Consider the following 20,587-nt stretch of genomic DNA (forward strand, 5'->3'; position numbering starts at 1 on the left):
ATGATCAGCTCAAGCTTGGGATGTGATGCCACCTTTAGGTGGCGCCAATTCTTGCCCCTTTGAGGGGCTAACAGAAATAAGCCTCCGGCTTTGCCGGAGGTAATTTAACTGTCGAGATGATGAAATACTTATCAGATCAGCAACCTCATTACATCAATATCAAAATGAATTTAACCACAAAGTTGTGCGTTAAATAACTGTTTTGACAATATTTGTTTTAATATACCTTTTACTCGTCAAATTTCGGTAATTAGTTTTCATATTTTTCAGCAAAAATATGTGGTTATAATCCATAAAAACCAAAATTTTATGAGCGAGCAGTATATAACTTATAATTGGGAGAAATATAACTTCTTCAATTAATTCGTGTGGGTAACAAAATGACAAGACTAGTGAAATGTATCAAGCTAGGACGTGAAGCGGAAGGGTTGGATTTTCCGACTGTTCCAGGTGAGTTGGGAAAACGAATTTATGAGAGTGTATCTAAAGAAGCATGGAACAAGTGGATCCAGCACCAGACTATGCTTGTTAACGAATACCGTCTAAATCTTGCTGATATCAAAGCACGTAAGTATCTGATAGCGCAAATGGAAGCCTATTTTTTTGGGGAGGGTGCTGATCAGCCAACAGGGTATGTTCCACCTGACAAGTAAACTTGAAAGAAAAGCATAATTTTTTATCTTAACAGATCATGGATTGCAACCATTAAACAAGATAAGCCGAAAATGCTAGATTCAGCCATTATGAGTGATTCGACTAGCTCTACTCCATTCCTCAACCGAGAGCTTAGCCAAATCGAATTTAACCGGCGTGTGCTTGCTCAAGCTCGAAACAAAGATACGCCCTTATTAGAGAGATTGAAGTTCTTGTGTATTGTGAGCAGCAACTTCGATGAATTTTTTGAAGTACGAGTCGCTGGATTAAAAGAACAAATCAAATTAGATACACCAGGTTTTGGGCCAGATGGCATGCTACCTCGCCAAACCTTCAAGCTGGTTTCCGAAAAAATACATCAAATTGTAGATGAACAGTATAAGTTACTTAATGAATGTATTTTCCCAGAGTTAGCACTACACGAGATTCGTTTCCTTCGCAGAAACGATTGGAATGACTGCCAGCAAGAATGGATTAAAGCTTTTTTCTTTCGTGAGCTTATGCCCATGCTCACACCGATTGGCCTGGATCCTTCCCACCCTTTTCCACGCGTATTGAACAAAAGTCTTAATTTTGCAGTAGAACTAGAAGGAAAAGATGCCTTTGGGCGAAATTCAGGAATGGCAATAGTTCAGGCGCCACGTATTCTTCCGCGTATTATACGACTCCCAAAAGAAGTAAGCACCGAAGAATATAATTTTATATTCTTATCTTCGATTCTTCATGCGCATGTCGGTGAGCTGTTTGCAGGCATGCAAGCGATTGGTTGTTTCCAATTTCGCGTCACTCGCAATAGCGATTTGTTCGTGGACGAAGAGGAAATCAAAGATTTGCGCTTAGCTTTGCAAGGTGAATTACCTCAACGGCATCTTGGTAATGCGGTACGACTCGAAGTGGCGGATAACTGCTCACCGCATATGACTAAATTTCTACTTAGCCAGTTTGGCCTTACTCTGGATGATTTATACCAAGTTAATGGACCGGTCAATCTGGTACGTCTCATGCAAGTTCCTGGACAAATTGATCGCCCCGGCCTGAAATTTCCTCTCTTCATTCCTGGTTTACCTTTTTCCACTCAGAAAAAGAAAACTTCCGATATTTTCCAGTTAATTCGCAAGAGTGACATTTTATTGCACCATCCCTATCAGTCATTTCAGCCAGTCATTCAGTTTATCCAGCAAGCATCAGTGGATCCGAATGTCGTCGCAGTTAAACAAACGGTATATCGCACAGGTTCAGACTCTACTGTCATGGAAGCGCTCATCGCTGCAGCCAGTCGCGGGAAGGAAGTCACTGTGGTTGTTGAGTTATTGGCGCGATTTGACGAAGAAGCTAATATAAATTGGGCTAGTCGCCTTGAAGAAGTGGGTGCGCATGTTGTTTATGGTGTGGTAGGTCATAAGACTCATTCGAAGATGGCAATGATTGTGCGGCGTGAAGAAGGCAAACTCCGTCGCTACGCACATCTTAGTACAGGTAATTATCATCCTGGTACCGCCCGGCTATATACTGATTTCGGATTACTCACTTGCCATGAAGAAATCTGTGCCGATGTCAATGAAGTTTTTTTACAACTGACCAGCCTTGGCAAAGCCAGCAAACTGAAATATCTATGGCAATCTCCTTTTACTCTTCATAGCCAAATTCTTGCTGCCATTGGAAACGAAATGGAGAATGCTAAAGCAGGTAAACCTGCAGGCATCATTGCAAAAATGAATGCATTACTGGAGCCCAATATCATTCAAGCCCTCTATGCAGCTTCGCAAGCTGGCGTAAAAATTCAACTTATTATACGAGGTGCATGTGCCTTACGCCCAGGCGTACCCGGCATGTCAGAAAATATAAAAGTGCGTTCCATTATTGGGCGTTTTCTTGAGCACACGCGAATTTTTTATTTTTGTAATAATAACTATCACAATATTTATTTATCGAGTGCTGATTGGATGGATCGTAATTTTTTTCGTCGAATTGAAATATGCTTTCCAATTTTGGAACCGCGCCTTAAGAAACGTGTGATCTCTGAAGGATTAAAACCTTATATTAAAGATAACACTAACGCGTGGGAAATGGATGCCAATGGGCATTACAAACGTAAATCTGTTCGTCCGAGCAGGCGTTTTAGTGCGCAAGAGGCATTACTTACAAACCTCGCTGCAGCAAAACAAAGCTAGCTTTATGGACATGGACTTATGCCTAAAGAAATCGAGCTCAAGCTATCGCTTCCCCGACGCTGCATTAAACATTTGCAGCACTTACCGCTACTTAAGACTTTGGATATTTCCCAGCCAATTAAACAAAAGCTTTATACGATTTATTTTGACACACCTGACTTAGCTTTAAAACGGCAAAATTGCGCGCTACGCTTACGTCAAATGGGCAAAAACTGGTTACAAACCATTAAAACAGAAGGTAGTGTTGCATCTGGATTACATGAGCGCAATGAATGGGAAGTATCCGTTCCCAGAAATCAACTTGATTTCACTCAATTAGGCGATCCTGGAATGATCAAATTATTGAGTGATGCTGAGTTAAGGAAGCAACTACGGCAGGTATTCATTACGCGATTTACCCGCCATACGCATATCCTGCAAATGGATGAAGATAGTCAAATCGAGTTCTGCCTTGACCATGGCAAAATTATCATAGACCACACAAAGGAATCATTTACTGAAATCGAGCTTGAATTAAAGTCGGGCAAGCCCGCTCAACTATTCCTGCTTGCCCTTACGCTTATCCAGACACTTCCATTCCCACTCAGACTGGAAAATATAAGTAAGGCTGAACGAGGCTATATGCTTTATACAGGACATCAAAATCCTCCTGTTAAAGCCTTGCCTGTCGAGCTTAAAGCTAATATGGATTTAACTGCAGCTTTTACCCTGATTGTCCAAAACTGCCTTGATCAATTGACCAGAAATGAACATGGCGTGATAACGCGTAGTGATGTTGAATATCTCCATCAGATGCGTATTGCGCTGCGTCGGCTCCGCACAGCATTTGATGTTTTTGCCACCGCTATCCCAAATGAGGTGTCACTCATACATGAGCTCAAATGGTTAACGCACCAATTGAATCCAGCACGTGACTGGGATGTTTTTGTTACGGAACAGCTTCTCAAAATTCAGAAGAATTTTGAAGAGCATGCAGGGATAGCTGCGCTCATAAAAACATGTGAAATATTACGCAAAAAACACAATAAAGCTGCACGCAATAGTATCAAATCAAAACGTTATACAAAACTGATTTTGCATTTAAATTTATATCTTGAAGAAGCATTTAAATACCCAGGCCAACCGAAGACCTTGAAAAAAGCAGCTACTAACATGGCATTAATTAATTTCACGAAATCCGTACTGATAAATTACCATAAGCAAATTATTGATACTATAAATGGAATTGAAGAATTTGATGTCACATCAATCCACTCGCTCCGCATTAGCATAAAAAAACATCGTTATACCGTGGAATTTTTTCAAGCTCTTTTTACTCCTGTAGAGGTTAAAAAATATATCCATTCATTATCTGGGCTACAAGATACACTGGGTGCCATTAATGACAGCATAAATACTCAAAGACTGCTTAAAGAAATTCCGGGTTCGAAGACAAAGACATTAGTATCGCGAGAAGCGATTGGAATTATTCTAGGGTGGAATAAGCAACGACTCCAGCTAATGAATGCAGAAATAAAGGATGCCTCGCAACTTTTCTACCACGCTCCCCTTTTCTGGGATGCTTATTGAGATACGAAGCTGCTATACCGTATCTTGCTTTTATGGACGCCTCTAAAAATTTATATTTCGTCACAATACTTCGTTATTCACAAAAAATGTTTCCTTATTCCAATTCTAAATCAAAACTGACTTTGTCGGCTTCACCTTGCCGTATTATTTATACTGTCTGCGGCTCGCCTTCGTGTCATTTTTGATTTGGAAATGGAATTACATATCAGTTATATACTGCGTCAACATTTTTTGTTCTCCTCTTGTCTTGTTTAGAACTCTGAATTTTTAGAGGCGCTCTTATATCAATATTAAAAAAGCATAGCAAAAAATTAAGGCTGCTGGTATTTGGGAAGATAATCAACCCATTTCGAGCAGCCTTTTTTATACCCTTTCTCTACTTATTAGGCAATGATAGGTTTTAGTTCGCCTTTGGCATATCTGTTAACCATTGCTTCTAGCGAGATAGGTTTGATTTTACCTGCCTGCCCTGCACTACCAAATGCTTCAAACCGTGCCTTACAGATTTCTTTAGCTGCGGCAGTAGCATCTTTTAGATATTTTCTCGGATCAAATTCGCTCTTGTTCTTGGCTAAATGACGACGGATGGCTCCAGTCATAGCTAATCGAATGTCTGTATCGATATTTACCTTACGCACACCATTTTTAATACCTTCTTGAATTTCCTCGACAGGCACACCATAAGTTTCTTTCATTTCGCCACCATATTCACGAATAATTTCAAGCCATTCTTGAGGGACAGAGCTTGAGCCATGCATTACTAAATGAGTATTGGGAATCCGTTTGTGGATTTCTTTGATACGCTCAATTGCCAGAATATCTCCGGTTGGTTTGCGTGTAAATTTATATGCACCATGTGACGTGCCAATGGCAATAGCAAGCGCATCCACGTTAGTTTTTCTCACAAAATCGGCAGCTTGCTCAGGATCGGTCAGTAGCTGATCATGCGACAGCACACCTTCCGCACCATGACCATCCTCTGCTTCTCCCATCCCGGATTCAAGTGATCCAAGGCAGCCTAATTCACCTTCAACAGAAACGCCAACAGCATGAGCCATTGCAACAACTCTTGCGGTAACATCAACATTATATTCATAGGATGAAGGCGTTTTGGCATCTTCTTCAAGGGAGCCATCCATCATGACGCTAGAAAAGCCGCTGCGAATTGCATTTACACATACAGCAGGTGAAGCGCCATGGTCTTGATGCATCACAATAGGAATATGTGGGTAGGCTTCCACTGCGGCTTCAATCAAATGGCGCAAAAAAGGCTCTCCAGCATATTTACGCGCACCGGCTGAGCCTTGCATGATCACTGGGCTATTGCATTCATCCGCTGCTTGCATAATCGCGTGAATTTGTTCGAGATTATTCACGTTAAATGCTGGTAGTCCATATCCATTTTCTGCTGCATGGTCCAACAGTTGTCGCAATGATACAAGTGCCATTTAGGTCTCCTTCATTTTAAATTTTGTATCGGATTTATCAAAAAAATAGTTGATACGAAGCAAGTATCTCGATAAAGGGTGTTATTAATCTCTTAAATCGAATTATGATAAGAAAAATTAAGAAGTTATCGATACTGAATTTGTTTCAGTGCTTTTTACGTTTCTTGATTTTCTGTGATCACCTACACGAACGATTTTCATGGTATTAGTCCCTCCGGCTTTGCCAACAGGCTCTCCTATAGTCATCACTATCAGATCGCCATCACGGACTGCTCCACGCTTGAATAGCTCATCTTCTGCCAGACCTAAAATAACTTCAGGATCAAATAAACCCTGACCAAATTCTATGGGATAAACGCCTCGAAATAGAGTCATTTTACCAAGCGTATCCTCCTGGGGACTGAGGGCAAATATGGGCACTTTTGAGCTTCTTCGTGACATAAGTAATGCCGTTACACCACTTTGAGTAAGTGCTGCAATAGCACGAATTTTGAGACCTGTGGCAGTATACATAGCTGCACGAGCAATAGCCTCTTCAATACTAACTAGTTGAGTTTCGTGCGAACGCTGAGAGCTCTGGTTTACTATGTATTCTTTTTCTGCCTCCAGACATACTCTCGCCATGGCTTCTACTGCCTCAGTCGGGTACTGTCCTGCTGCAGATTCCGCAGATAGCATAACCGCATCCGTTCCATCCAATACCGCATTGGCTACATCTGAAACTTCAGCACGAGTGGGAATCGGATTAATGATCATGGATTCCATCATCTGTGTTGCAGTTACGACGAGTTTGTTTTTAGCACGAGCAGATCGTATCATCCGCTTTTGCAATGCCGGTACGGCAGCGTCTCCTACTTCAACCGCCAGATCACCACGCGCAACCATGATCGCATCTGATGCGTCTAAGATGTCATCTAATGCCAAGATAGCTTCAGAGCGTTCAATCTTCGCCATAATCAGGCTATTACCTCCAGCCTCTTGCATTAAAGTTCGTGCTTGACGGATGTCTTCACCTGTGCGAGGAAAAGATACCGCCAAATAATCTGCTTTCAATGCTGCAGCGGTCTGGATATCCTGCTTATCCTTACTAGTTAGTGCGGGTGCGCTTAACCCACCCCCTTTTCGATTAATGCCTTTATTATTTGACAGCACCCCCCCTTGCTTGACTTGGCAATATATTTCATTTCCAACTACTTTGGTGACATTAAGAACAATGCGGCCATCATCTAATAACAATGTCGCACCAACTTCCACGTCATTAGGTAACTCCTTGTAGTCAAGCCCTACCCTTTCCTCATTGCCTAATTCACAGTCAGCATCTAGTATGAATTCATCACCTGCTTTGAGCCAGATTTTCCCATGATCAAATTTACCAATGCGAATTTTTGGCCCTTGCAAATCCGCTAATATCCCGACCTTATAACCAGTAGTGCGCGCAAGATTACGAGTCAGGTCAGCGTAAGCGATATGTTCTTCGCGAGTACCGTGTGAAAAATTTATTCTCACGACATCAACGCCTGCGAGAATCATACGTCGCAGAACAGTAGAATCGCTACAAGCAGGCCCCAGCGTGGCAACGATTTTTGTTCTTCTAATCATTCTAAAAAGAATTTTCAGATTAAATTTTAACGTGCACGCAATTCGAGAATCTCAACTGCTGGAAGCTTTTTCCCTTCCAAAAATTCAAGAAAAGCCCCCCCTGCGGTCGAAATATATGACACTTTATCGTATATTCCATATTTCTGAATTGCAGCAATAGTATCGCCCCCTCCAGCCAATGTAAAAGCCTTGGTGTCAGCAATTGCTTTTGCGATAGTATATGTGCCTGCACCGAACTGATCAAATTCAAATACACCGACTGGTCCATTCCAAACAACAGTACCTGCCTTCATTATAATATCAGCCAATTCTTGTGCGCTTTTTGGTCCAATATCGAAAATCATGTCATCATCTGATACGGCATCAGCATCTTTTAATACAGCTGGCTCATTAGCATCAAATTTCTTACCAACCACGACATCTACAGCGATGGGTATGATTGCACCTCGTTTTTTCATTTTATCCATCAACATTTTTGCAGTTGGAATTAAATCATCCTCGCATAAGGATTTACCAATATTTTTTCCAGCAGCTTTAAGGAATGTATTAGCAATGCCACCACCTACCACCAGTTGATCTACTTTTTCAGAGAGTGATTCAAGTACTGTCAGCTTGGTCGATACTTTTGACCCTCCAACAATCGCAACCATAGGTCGTGCTGGGCTGTGTAAAGCTTTAGTCAAGGCTTCCAGTTCTTCTGTCAAAAGTATGCCGGCACAAGCAACGGGAGCATATTTTGCAATCCCATGCGTGGAGGCTTCAGCTCGATGCGCGGTACCAAAAGCGTCCATGACAAATATGTCACATAACTTAGCATAACTCTGGGCGGTAGCATCATCGTTCTTTTTCTCGCCTTTATTAAAACGACAGTTTTCGAGAACAACTAACTCACCCTGTGCAACATCAAACCCACCATTCACCCAATCCTTGATTAAACGGACCGGTTTACCCAGACGTTCTGCGATATTATCGGCAACAGGTTTCAGCGAATTCTCCTCATTCCATATACCTTCTTCCGGACGACCCAAGTGGGAGGTTACCATAACTCTTGCGCCACGATCTAAACAATATTTTATAGTGGCCATCGATGCTATGATGCGCGCATCGGATGTAACTTTGCCATCTTTGATGGGTACATTAAGATCAGCGCGAATAAAAACGCGCTTGTCTTTCAAATCGAGATCGATGAGTTTGATAACAGACACATTAACTCCAATATAAATACCAGTATTAATAGGAATAACTTGTAGTGTTGATTGCTTACTTACTCAAAAAAATAGACTAGTCATGATGAAATAAGAAAGAAATAACTCCGAGTAAAATCATAATCTTGTTTTTTTAACATCTAATGAAGAAGTTTAAATTTTTGAGCTTGTTACTCGGAGTAAATCATATGCTTGCCTAGATTCTTAGAAGGCTTATTTGCTGGCAATAACGCGAACCATCTCTAGCACTTTACAGGAGTATCCCCATTCATTATCGTACCAGGCAACAACTTTAACAAAGTTTTTGTCTAATGATATTCCTGCTTCAGCATCGAAAACAGAGGTACAGCTTTCACCACGGAAATCGGTAGAGACCACTTTGTCGGCAGTATAGCCAAGCACACCTTTCAGTTGACCTTCTGACGCAGTTTTCATGACATTGCAGATTTCATCATAAGTAGCGTCTTTATTTAATTCCACAGTAAGATCTACAACAGATACATCAGAAGTCGGTACTCTAAAAGCCATTCCGGTGAGTTTCTTGTTCAATTCGGGAATAACGGCACCCACTGCTTTTGCCGCTCCTGTAGAAGAAGGAATAATATTTTCAAGAATTCCTCGCCCTCCTCGCCAATCCTTATTAGAAGGACCATCTACTGTTTTTTGGGTAGCAGTTGCTGCATGAACAGTGGTCATTAACCCACGTTTAATTCCCCAGGTATCATTCAACACTTTGGCGATAGGAGCAAGGCAATTAGTTGTGCAAGAAGCATTGGAAACAATAGGTTGTCCATTATAAGATTTATCATTAACACCATATACAAACATTGGCGTATCATCTTTGGATGGTGCAGTCATGATAACTTTCTTGGCGCCTGCTGCAAGATGCTTTTCGCAAGTTTCTTTAGTAAGGAAAAGCCCTGTTGACTCCACTACCACATCAACACCCGCCTCGTTCCATTTTAACTCAGCAGGATCTTTAATCGCAGTTAAGCGTATTCGTTTACCATCTACTACTAAAGTATTTCCTTCCACTGAAACACGACCGTTAAAACGACCATGCACAGAATCATGCGTCAGCATGTAAGCCAAATAATCTGGCTCAAGTAAATCGTTGATAGCCACTACTTCGATATCGTTGAATTTTTCAACAGATGCACGAAACACCATGCGCCCAATACGACCAAACCCATTGATTCCTACTTTTATTGTCATTACATAAGCTCCTCAAAACAAAAAAAAACCATAACTAAGTGTGTCTCTTCTGTCTACTAAATGGGCGACACGATTTATATAATTCTTTTCACAGCCTCAATGACGTTTTCGACAGTGAAACCAAAGTATTTAAATAATACTTCAGCAGGAGCTGATTCTCCGAAAGTGTCGATGCCAATGATTTCTCCCTCAAATCCGACATATTTATACCAGTAATCTGCCACACCCGCTTCTACTGCAACTCGGTTAATGCTTGTTGGCAGTACACTTTCCTTATATGCTTGGTCTTGGCGATCAAACAGGTTAGTGCATGGCATGGATACTACACGTACCTGAATACCTTCGGCAGATAATGCTTTTTGCGCAGCCATGGCCAGCGCCACTTCTGATCCGGTTGCGATAATAATTGCTTGTGGGTTGCCATCAGCGGCTTCAGATAAGATATAGGCTCCTTTATCGATTAGTTTGACAGTTTCCGCATCTCTTTTCTGGAAAGGCAAATTTTGACGACTAAAAATAAGTGTCGTTGGTCCATTTTTGCGTTCAATTGCACGCGCCCAGGCTATAGTTGATTCAATCGTATCACAGGGTCGCCATACATCCATATTAGGTATCAAGCGTAACGTTGCCGTTTGCTCTATCGGTTGATGTGTCGGACCATCCTCACCTAGACCAATTGAATCATGAGTAAATACAAAAATGTTACGGATTTTCATTAAAGCTGCCATGCGTAAAGCATTGCGGGCATATTCTGAGAACATCAGAAATGTGCCGCCGTAAGGAATGATACCGCCATGTAACGATAAGCCGTTCATAATGGCGCTCATACCAAATTCACGCACACCATAATAAATATAATTCCCGCCGGTTTCTGCACTTACTCCTTTTGAGCCAGACCATTGCGTCAGATTTGAACCAGCTAAATCCGCCGACCCTCCGACCAGTTCCGGTAAAATAGGAGCTAATCCTTCAATTGCATTCTGTGATGCTTTTCTCGTCGCAATCGTCTCTTCTTTCGCGTTAACGCGATTTATAACACTGTTAACATGCTCTGGCCAGTTAGCTGGTAATTCCCCAGCCATACGGCGTTTAAATTCGGCTGCTTCTTCAGGATATTTCTTTTCATACTCTGCAAACTTGTTATTCCATTCACTTTCTAGTTTTTGACCTTTTGCGCGAGCATCCCATGCATCATAGACTTCTTGAGGAATCTGAAAGGGAAGATGATGCCACCCAATATGAGGTCGTGTAGCCGCAATTTCTTCTTCCCCTAATGCTGCGCCATGAACTGCATGTGTATCGGCTTTATTGGGAGAACCCATTCCAATAACGGTTTTACAGCAAATCATCGAGGGTTTGTTTGGAACTTTTTTAGCAGATTCGATAGCGGCTTCAATGGCATCTGGATCATGACCATTTACATTTGGCACAACATGCCATCCATATGCTTCAAAGCGTTTAGGCGTATCGTCAGTAAACCAGCCTTCCACATGCCCATCAATTGAAATTCCGTTATCATCATAAAAACAGATGAGCTTACCCAGCCCGAGTGTGCCCGCCAGAGAGCATGCCTCATGTGAAATACCTTCCATCAAGCATCCATCGCCAAGAAACACATAGGTATAGTGATTAACAATATCAAAACCAGGACGATTGAATTCTTGCGCAAGAATTTTTTCAGCCAGTGCCATACCCACAGCATTGGTAATACCCTGACCTAAAGGCCCTGTTGTTGTTTCTACCCCTGGCGTATAGCCATATTCTGGATGTCCGGGAGTTTTGGAATGAAGTTGTCGAAAATTCTTAATATCTTCAATTGACACATCATAACCAGTCAAATGTAAGAGCGCATAAATCAACATGGAACCATGCCCATTGGACAAAACAAAGCGGTCACGGTCAGCCCATCCGGGGTTATTTGGATTATGACGCAAATGATGAATCCAAAGCACTTCTGCAATTTCCGCCATACCCATAGGCATGCCGGGATGACCTGATTTAGCTTTTTCTACTGCGTCCATCGCCAAGGCACGAATAGCACTCGTCAAATTCTTGAATACTGGCGCGTTAAAATCCTCAAATGCTCCCATCTTCACTATCCCTTAAAAAATTCAAAAAACAGAATATCCATCTTCCGCGCCACATGACAACAAAAGTTGGCAAAAACCAATATTATCTCCTAAGACGAAGTGCTCTACAACATCGATTTATTGATTACTCAAACATAGTTTTTGTTGTTATTTCAACTATTCTGGTTACGCAATTTAATACCCAATGCCTTTATCTTACGATAAAGATGCGTGCGCTCCAACCCTGCACGCTCGGCAACACGTGTCATATTACCGCCTTCTTGGTCAATCAGTTTTTCGAAATAATTTTTCTCAAATAAATCTCGTGCTTCACGCAAAGACACATTTAAAGGTATATCCGGCGCAATTGATATAGCTGTCGATAAAGGAGGGGCTAAAGTCTGTTGCACAAGCTCTGCTGAAATTTCACTACTGGTACAAGTTAAAGCTAGCGAATGTATCACACTTGTCAATTGAGCCAGATTACCCGGCCAATCATAGTTGCGTAGCGTATTCAATGCAGCTGTACTAAAGTGAATGAAGGGTGCTTCACCTGATTCAATATAATTTGAGAGTATTTGGTTAGCTAGCTCGGGAATGTCTTCACGATGCATTCTAAGAGACGGGACACTGATACAAAGACTGCTTAATATCTCGTATAACTTAGGATTATAAATACCTTGCGCAGTTAATTCTGCCAAGGGCAAAGTCGTGGCACACACTAGGCGCACATTATATTTCTCTAATTTATTCAAGAGCAGAAGCAATCCTTTTTGTTCTAATTTATTGAGATCGCCAATTTCTCTAAGAAATAATAAACCATCCTTTGCTTGCTCAAGTAAATTGAGTGGATTTTCTGCGAGAAAAGAAAATGATTCCGGCTCAACCCATGGAGTATTAATATGATGCAAGAAATGCGCACAATGCTCTATTCCCACACCTGGCTCCCCCATGAACAGTACAGGCACTTTCAAATTAGTTATTTGCTCGAGTTTCTTTTTTAATTCTGTAATTAAAGCTCCCCGACCCAGACTCACCAGGGAAAAAGTCGGAATTGGCTTACTTTGCCCGCCACGTAAAGCTTGCCCAACAGTGCTAAGTAATTTTTGCAAAGGTATGGGTTTTTCAAGGTAACCCACAGCTCCAATACGCGTTGCTTCTACTGCAGTATCAATGGTACCGTGTCCAGACATCATTATAACTGGCATGGTAAGCAATCCACTATTGGCCCAATCTTTAAGTAATGTTATGCCATCTGTATCTGGCATCCAGATATCCAAAAGTACCAAGTCGGGGCGAGTTTGATTACGCCAATTGCGAGCTTGTTCTGCATTTTCTGCCAAAGCTACTTGATATCCTTCATCATTTAAAATTTCGGATAAGAGCTCGCGTATGCCAACTTCATCATCAACAACAAGAATCGTATTGTTGGCCATTATATTGTAATTACCCTCCCCAGAACTGGAATGCAACTAATGCTTTGTAGCATTATTATCAAGTCAACAACGTAAATACTATTTTCTATATCATGTTACTTGAAGAGGAATCGATATAGGGCGATCAGATAATAATCTTGGTAAGACAATGATGATCTTGGCTCCGTGTGGTTGGATGTTTTCGATTTGGATTGTACCATTATGTTCATTAATAATTTTCTTGACAATCGGCAGTCCGAGACCCGTACCTTTTACTTTGGTCGTTACATAGGGTTCAAATGCCTGCGCTTTAATTTGCTCTGCAAATCCCTTGCCATTATCGCTTACGCTGAACTGAACACTATGAGGGAGTGTTTCGGTTCGCACTGTGATCGTAGGCTCTACTACATCAACCAAAGCGTCCTGAGCATTTTGCAGCAAATTATGTATAACTTGCCTTAACCTTGTTGGATCTCCGCGAATTAATGAAGGATCAACGCTCAATTCTAAATTAATTTTTGGACTATGACTGCGACCTGATTGAGTATTTGCAGTCTCATATAAGGCAAGTACTTCACGTATCAACCTATTAAAATCGAGCTGGTACAATTCCAGTTCAGGTATGCGTGCATATTCGCTAAATTCATTGACCATCTTCTTAAGTGCTTCGACCTGATTGACAATTGTTTCAGTAGAGCGCTGTAGAATTTTTGCATCCTGCCCAGTTAATTTTTCCATTAATTTATGCTGCATACGTTCTGCAGAAAGTTGGATAGGTGTTAAAGGATTTTTGATTTCATGAGCAAGTCGACGTGCAACCTCACCCCATGCGACTGTGCGCTGAACTTGTAGTAAGCTGGTAATATCATCAAATACCACAACACCTCCTCCAGTCACTTGAGGCAAGTGTGACCCTCGAAGAAGCAAAACTTGATCTTTATTTTCACTAAAATGTAATACTTGACGTTGCCACTCTCCCATTTCCGCGGAATTGAATCCTATCCGTATTTCTGTTGCGAGCATACGCAATTTCGATTCTTTTTCTGCACACTCTTCAATCGTTAACCCTACCAGATTAGTCAACGGAATCTGTAGAATTTGCTCAGCACTATGATTGACAGTACTGATGCGTAACTTTTCATCAAACACCATCACGCCAGAAGAAAGATTAGCCAATATACTTTCAAGATAAGCCCGGGCATTTTCGATCTCCTGCTGATTCCGTTGCGCGGTAGCACGTGCTACTTCAAGCTGCTCAGTCATGAGATTAAAAGATTCTGTCAGTATGCCAAGTTCGTCGTTACTTTGCACAGAATGGCGTCTACTAAAATCTCCTTGTGCTACAGCTCTTGTTCCCTCAGCCAACATACCCAACGGTGCGCTTAATTTTTCACTAATAAGGAATGCGGCAGCAAGAGCAGAAAAAAGGGCTAAAAATAATGCCAATGTTAATGTTACGCCATAAAGTCGAGTCAACCCATGGCGAGATAATGTTAATTCTTGGTAATTGCGATACCCTGTTTGAACAATCTCGGCATTCTCCGCGAGTAATCGGGGCACTTGCTGCAAAACTTGCAATACACGGATATCATCATCAAGATTTAATACATTCACGGGAACGAGTACTCGCAAATACAGCCCATTACCAGGAATAGATTCCACTGCACTATAGCTCTTCTGCATTCGGATATGCCGCATAGCGACAGCGTTGGGTATTTCTGGAAACAGCGCCATGTCATCTATGCTTGAAAAAGCAATTGCTTTACCTTCTTGGTTAAACAATGTTGCTTCTTGTATCTGTGACTGAACCAATAACTGATTCAATGCTGACAATGGCATTATAGGTGATTCAGATAATGTTAATGCAGTAGCCTTGGCTTTTTTCTCGAGCTCTTCAAGTAAATTGTCAAGCATGGTTTGCCCTAAATTTAATCCACCTTCTAATGCCTCATCGACTTTGACATCAAACCAGGATTCGATACTTTTCCCTAAAAACTGGACTGAAATACCATACACCAGGGCTCCTGGAAGAATAGCCATCAATGAAAAAACCATCAGTAAGCGAAGTGCGAGTTTAGAGCCAAATACCCCTGATTTTAGCCTCCTGTTTAACCTCCATAGCAAGAGCCCTACAACTATCAGCAAAAATAATACAAAAATCACATTAAAGCCAATCAGCCAGCGGTAAACACGCTCAAGAAATTCAGTATTAGCACCCGCTGTTGCCAGCAAAAACAGCATGACCACGCTAAGCCCCGTAATTATGATGATGAGGTACTTCATAGATGCTCTTTATAGTAGGTTCTTATGGGGTGCAGGCAATTTGATACGCCATTCCTTTTTTTCTGAACTTAGATTCCAATCTTTTGAACTAAACCATTCCAATTGAAATGGTTTGGCTAATCGAGAAATATCCAGCCATACTTGCAAAGTGGCGATATATTCTACATCCTGTTTCAGTGTGGACTTCATTTCAATAGGAACATTATGTTGCTTTCCCAATGTCTGGAGTGCTTCTTGCAGCGTGTCAAATCCTTGTGGCACCATTCGATTACCACTCAAACGATATTGCCGGGTGAGCGCATGATAACTCAACTCTATACGCTGTTTACTGCGAGCCACCTCCTCATCTAGCCAATACCAATGACTATCTATGAGCGTGAATTTTGATACAAAATAAAGTATGATGCCTTTTTCTAAGGCTTGCTCTAAAGTATTGTTGAGTGTGATATCGGCATCAAGATTTATTTGGTAACCTTTGTCTACTGCTTCCAGAGTAAACGATTTTATCTCTATTCCACCTCCACCTTCGCCCCGAGCTGGTGCTGCTAATAATAGCAGCGAAATAAGTAACATTGTCGCCATCATCTGCAACAATATTTTAAGTCGTAGTGTTCTATCAAGTCTTACAAAGCAAGGCATAAAAAAAGCCGTCATGTGAAGAACTTGGCAGCAACTGCCCATTAACCATATCAGAATGCGAAAGAGGTAGTAAACGAGCATCTTGATGCGATTTTAGAAATTCCTTAATTAAAATCAAATTTTCTTCATGGAAAATAGAGCAAGTTATATACAGCAATTTTCCTTCTCTTTTCAGAATTTTCCACAAAGTGTTGAGAATACTCTCTTGGTTGCTTGCAAAAATGGATAGATCAGTTTGCCGCCGCAACCATTTAATATCAGGATGACGACTGACTACGCCCGATGCACTACAGGGTACATCAGCCAGAATTCGGTCAAATGTTTGCCCATCCCACCATTCTGAAGGATAAAGCGCATCCCCACATACCAGACGATGAGGTTCATTCCCGAGTCGCTCAAAATTTTCTGCTACACGCATAAGTCTCTGCGCATTACTATCAAGCGCAGTCAATTTTATTGGCGCTAATTCCATTAAATGTGTGCTCTTTCCCCCTGGCGCTGCACAAGCATCTAATACGTGCATACCTTCATGCACATCCAGTAAAGGTGCAGCCAACTGAGCGCCTGCATCTTGTATTGATACCAAACCTTCCTCAAATCCTGGAAGCTTCTCTATTGGCAATGGCTGCGCCAACTTCAATGCGGCATACCATATTAAATCAGCTTCAATACCGTGCTCCTCAAGCATTTTTTGGTATGCTTTAACTCCGATTTTCCGGACGTTAACTCGTAATGTCATTGAAGGATGCTGATTGCTTGCATTCAGAATAGTTTTATAATGGTTAGGGTATTGTTTACGTAGTTTATCAACCCACCACTGTGGATGGGAATATTTCCCAACATCATTATTAATTTGCTCACATAATACAGAGCTATTGCGTATAAAATTCCGCAAGACAGCGTTAACTAATCCTGGTGCGCCTCGTTTATTACTTAAAATGCGGGCAGTAGAAACAGCATGATCAACAATTGCATAGGAAGGCGCTTTGCTGTATTGCAGCTGATATAAACTTACCAATAGTAAGTAGCGCAGTTTAAGATCTTGTAGTGTTTTATCTAATAATAAATTAAGCAATGCATTAAGTTGCCCGTAATAACGTAGCACTCCATAGCTCAAATCCTGAATGGCGCCTTGCTGTTGATGAGAAAGAGGCAGATTCGATTGCCATATTTCCTGTAAAACCTCCGTTAGATTTTTGCCTGCAAGAACACGCCTTATAGCGATTACAGCGAGGTGCTGAGCTTTAATCATTTCCCGAGTTAGCAGTCCATCACAGTAGAAAAAAACTGACCTGATTGTAAACAATGCCCCACCAGAAATTCTGCGATAGGCATTTTTTTTCCTCCAGGTTTTTGCACAACCTCTAGAATCAGTGCTCCCCTTCCACAAGCCACAACAACCCCCCCACTGCCGGTCGTAATAATTTCTCCTGCTTTGCCAGAAGTATTTTTTACAGCTTTAGCTTGCCATATTTTCAATAAATTACCTTGGAAGTACGTATAAGCTCCCGGATAAGAGTTAAAAGCACGAATACTTCGATTAATTTGAACCGCATCCATTCGCCAGTCAATTTCTGCTTCTTTTTTTTGGATTTTTGCAGCATAGCAAGCCAGTGTTTCATCCTGGGGAGTCGCTATCAATTTACCGAGCTGCATTAATTCTAATGCTTCGACAATACTCTGGGCGCCTAAATCAGCAAGTTTATCGTGAAGAGTTTGCGCCGTATCCTCAGCGTCAACAGGAATATGACGCTGCAGTAACATATCACCAGTATCAAGCCCCTCGTCCATTTGCATAATAGTAATACCCGTTTCCTGGTCACCTGCTAATATGGATCGTTGAATAGGCGCTGCACCTCGCCAGTGAGGTAAGAGGGAGGCGTGAATGTTCAAGCAACCATAATGTGGAATTTTTAAAACTTCTTTGGGTAGAATTAATCCATACGCAGCGACAATCATCACATCTGCATTAAATGCTTTTAATTGAGTATGAATGGCTTCCGATTTTAATGTAAGCGGCTGCAACAAAGGAATATCATATGCCAGCGCAACTTTTTTTACGTCACTTACTTGGGTTTTCATTCCGCGCCCTGCCGGACGATCTGGTTGAGTCAACACTAATATGATCTGATATTCAGCACTCAGCAAAGAAGTCAATGCTTTGGCGGCAAAAACTGGTGTACCAGCAAAAATAATTCTCATGGAAAAAACTTCAGATCAACATAATCATTTCTTGGAAAGAAAAAGATTCAGGCAAGACATAGTAAATTAAGATTTGGCATCACGTTGTCGCTTTCTTAATTTTGATCGAATTCGTGACTGCTTTAGTTGTGACAAATATTCAATAAATACCTTACCCATCAAATGATCCATCTCATGCTGGATACATATTGCAAACAAACTACTAGCATCAAGTTCAAACAGATCGCCATTCAGATTCATTGCTCTAACAGAAATATTTTCAGCTCGTTTTACTTTCTCGAAAATTCCGGGTACTGACAAGCATCCTTCCTGATAATCAAATTCTCCCTCGCTTGCAATAATTTCCGGATTAATGAAAACATGAAGCTGATCACGAGTTTCGGAAACATCAATAACAATCACACGTTGATGCACATCAACCTGAGTCGCCGCCAAACCAATTCCAGCTGCGGCATACATAGTTTCGGTCATATTTTGAACGAGTACATGAATTTCATCGGTAATTGCCGATACAGGAGCTGCAACTTTATGCAGTCTTTCATCCGGGTATTGTAATATTTTCAGAATTGCCATAGCAAACTAGCGTAATTCGGTTTAATAGATTCTGCTGTTAGATCGTAAGCTTTGGAAGCTGTTCAATTCAACTTAAAGATTCGTATCTAAATGAAAGCCTCTTTAACTATTAGAAACTAAACCTAGATTCCTCAATTGATCGCTCGTTCTAGCATTAATATTATGAGTACAAAAATCTTTTCGATAAGTTTTATTCTTTTCTTTCGGGTGTTTCGATTCCAGTGCGGATTGTGTAGTTTTGCAAGCACATGGCTCCGTTGCAGCTCCTTGGAATGGAACAGCCATTCTACGACGTTGCGCCTTGCCCTGTGGTTGCGCAACCATATACCATGCTACATACACCACGCTATTCCTTTCGTCCAAATGAGAAATCTAGGTTAAATCTATGCGTGTGATTATATCCGCGATTTTACTTATATTCGCTTTTTCTGATGAGGCCGTTAAGGCAGCAGAAATTGAGCTACATCATAATGCACCCGATCGCTATATTGTTGTTCAAGGTGATACCCTATGGAGTATTGCCTCTCGTTTTTTAAAAGCTCCCTGGCAATGGCCAGAAATATGGAATCAAAATCGGGAGTCGATGAAAAATCCACATACAATTTATCCAGGCGATATCATTGTCCTCGAAAAAACAGCCAAAGGAATTCAATTAAAACTTTCTGATGAAAAGGCGATCATAAAATTATCTCCTAAAATGCGAATAGAAAAATTAGGAGCGCATGGTATCCCAACGATTCCTGCCCACAAAATAAAACCATTTTTGAGTCAACCATTAGTCATTGAAAAGCACGTTCTTGATAAAGCCCCCCTTATATTAGGCTCTAGTGACAACCGAGTAATATTAAGCACGGGAGAAATCATCTATGTACGGGATTTACCTCATGACAAAGGTTCCTTATGGCAAGTTTTCCGTACTAGTAAAGCATTGACAGATCCGGATGATAATAATCGCATCCTTGGGTATGAAGCAATTTATTTGGGGGATATTGAAGTAAAAAATTTTGCCACGATCAGCTCTGTATCAATAACACATTCTGTCCAAGAAATATTAAAAGGCGATCGCTTGATTCCCTCCCCTCCTGATAAAGACGTCCACTATGTGCCTCATGCACCAGATTTTGCTATCAAGGGACGTATTATCTCTGTGTATGGTGGAATAACTGAGATCGGTGAAAATGCTATTATCACGCTTAATAAAGGCACACATGACGGATTGAAGGAAGGTCATGTCCTCGCCGTTTATCGGAAAAGTGAAGTAAAATCACCTACTGGTGAAATGATAGCGTTGCCCGATGAACGCATTGGCCTAGTACTTATTTTTCGTGTATTTGATAAAGTATCTTATGCATTAATCACTCAAAGTTCTCAAGCAATCAAAGTATTGGATGCGGTTAAAACACCCTGATAAACCATATATAGAACTAAAATTGTTCGTGTCAAAATGAGTTGAAATTTTTCATAAGACTTTTTATGCAAAATAATCTTTCTTATTTCCACGATAAGTTAGATTTACTATCTTTTTTATAATCATAATAAGCATTA

The 20,587-nt window shown here is 41.1% G+C and carries 15 protein-coding genes; 4 read left to right on the top strand and 11 right to left on the bottom strand.

The features are described 5' to 3' along the window. The first annotated feature begins 380 nt into the window (after window positions 1-380). The 3 genes from BM122_RS09855 to BM122_RS09865 all read left to right on the top strand — a co-directional run bounded on the left by BM122_RS09855 (window position 381) and on the right by BM122_RS09865 (window position 4,394). Window positions 381-653, top strand: a complete 273-nt coding sequence (locus BM122_RS09855) for an oxidative damage protection protein (RefSeq protein ID WP_074905453.1) — start codon at window positions 381-383, stop codon at window positions 651-653. A gap of 90 nt (window positions 654-743) precedes the next feature. Next, a complete protein-coding gene (ppk1, locus tag BM122_RS09860) occupies window positions 744-2,825 on the top strand; it encodes a polyphosphate kinase 1 (protein ID WP_074905454.1) in 2,082 nt (693 codons plus the stop codon). Window positions 2,826-2,843: 18 nt separating this feature from the next. Then, a complete protein-coding gene (locus BM122_RS09865) occupies window positions 2,844-4,394 on the top strand; it encodes a CYTH and CHAD domain-containing protein (protein WP_074905407.1) in 1,551 nt (516 codons plus the stop codon). Window positions 4,395-4,777: 383 nt separating this feature from the next. Here the strand turns inward: BM122_RS09865 and fba are convergent, their stop codons facing one another. The 11 genes from fba to def form a co-directional block, all read right to left on the bottom strand. Then, on the bottom strand, window positions 4,778-5,842 hold the full coding sequence (gene fba / locus BM122_RS09870; protein ID WP_074905408.1) for a class II fructose-bisphosphate aldolase: 1,065 nt from the start codon (window positions 5,840-5,842) through the stop codon (window positions 4,778-4,780). A gap of 117 nt (window positions 5,843-5,959) precedes the next feature. Further along, entirely contained in the window at window positions 5,960-7,441 is a 1,482-nt protein-coding gene (pyk, locus tag BM122_RS09875) for a pyruvate kinase (RefSeq protein ID WP_074905409.1), read from the bottom strand. A gap of 26 nt (window positions 7,442-7,467) precedes the next feature. Further along, window positions 7,468-8,646 carry a phosphoglycerate kinase gene (locus BM122_RS09880; RefSeq protein WP_074905410.1) on the bottom strand — a complete coding sequence of 393 codons (1,179 nt, stop codon included), beginning with the start codon at window positions 8,644-8,646 and terminating at the stop codon, window positions 7,468-7,470. Window positions 8,647-8,859: 213 nt separating this feature from the next. Continuing rightward, entirely contained in the window at window positions 8,860-9,861 is a 1,002-nt protein-coding gene (gene gap / locus BM122_RS09885; protein WP_074905411.1) for a type I glyceraldehyde-3-phosphate dehydrogenase, read from the bottom strand. Window positions 9,862-9,935: 74 nt separating this feature from the next. Further along, window positions 9,936-11,951: a transketolase gene (tkt, locus tag BM122_RS09890; RefSeq protein WP_074905412.1), complete on the bottom strand. Its 2,016-nt coding sequence runs from the start codon at window positions 11,949-11,951 to the stop codon at window positions 9,936-9,938. A gap of 152 nt (window positions 11,952-12,103) precedes the next feature. Next, window positions 12,104-13,366: a sigma-54-dependent transcriptional regulator gene (locus BM122_RS09895; protein WP_074905413.1), complete on the bottom strand. Its 1,263-nt coding sequence runs from the start codon at window positions 13,364-13,366 to the stop codon at window positions 12,104-12,106. Between the two features lie 90 nt (window positions 13,367-13,456). Continuing rightward, the gene (locus BM122_RS09900; RefSeq protein ID WP_074905414.1) at window positions 13,457-15,628 is read right to left on the bottom strand and encodes a sensor histidine kinase; all 2,172 of its coding nucleotides are present in this window, start codon (window positions 15,626-15,628) and stop codon (window positions 13,457-13,459) included. A 9-nt stretch (window positions 15,629-15,637) separates the two neighbouring features. Continuing rightward, window positions 15,638-16,201 carry a DUF4390 domain-containing protein gene (locus tag BM122_RS09905; RefSeq protein WP_074905415.1) on the bottom strand — a complete coding sequence of 188 codons (564 nt, stop codon included), beginning with the start codon at window positions 16,199-16,201 and terminating at the stop codon, window positions 15,638-15,640. 43 nt (window positions 16,202-16,244) lie between these two features. Continuing rightward, the gene (gene rsmB, locus BM122_RS09910) at window positions 16,245-17,519 is read right to left on the bottom strand and encodes a 16S rRNA (cytosine(967)-C(5))-methyltransferase RsmB (protein ID WP_074905416.1); all 1,275 of its coding nucleotides are present in this window, start codon (window positions 17,517-17,519) and stop codon (window positions 16,245-16,247) included. An 8-nt stretch (window positions 17,520-17,527) separates the two neighbouring features. Beyond that, window positions 17,528-18,469, bottom strand: a complete 942-nt coding sequence (gene fmt / locus BM122_RS09915) for a methionyl-tRNA formyltransferase (protein ID WP_074905417.1) — start codon at window positions 18,467-18,469, stop codon at window positions 17,528-17,530. A gap of 66 nt (window positions 18,470-18,535) precedes the next feature. After that, window positions 18,536-19,042 carry a peptide deformylase gene (gene def / locus BM122_RS09920; RefSeq protein ID WP_074905418.1) on the bottom strand — a complete coding sequence of 169 codons (507 nt, stop codon included), beginning with the start codon at window positions 19,040-19,042 and terminating at the stop codon, window positions 18,536-18,538. A gap of 385 nt (window positions 19,043-19,427) precedes the next feature. On the opposite strand from def, the gene BM122_RS09930 reads away from it, so the two are divergent. Then, window positions 19,428-20,450, top strand: coding sequence for a LysM peptidoglycan-binding domain-containing protein (locus BM122_RS09930; RefSeq protein WP_074905420.1), 1,023 nt, complete (start codon window positions 19,428-19,430; stop codon window positions 20,448-20,450). Window positions 20,451-20,587: the final 137 nt, after the last annotated feature.

Origin of the sequence: Nitrosomonas communis, assembly GCF_900114745.1 — a bacterium.
GTDB lineage: Bacteria > Pseudomonadota > Gammaproteobacteria > Burkholderiales > Nitrosomonadaceae > Nitrosomonas > Nitrosomonas communis_A.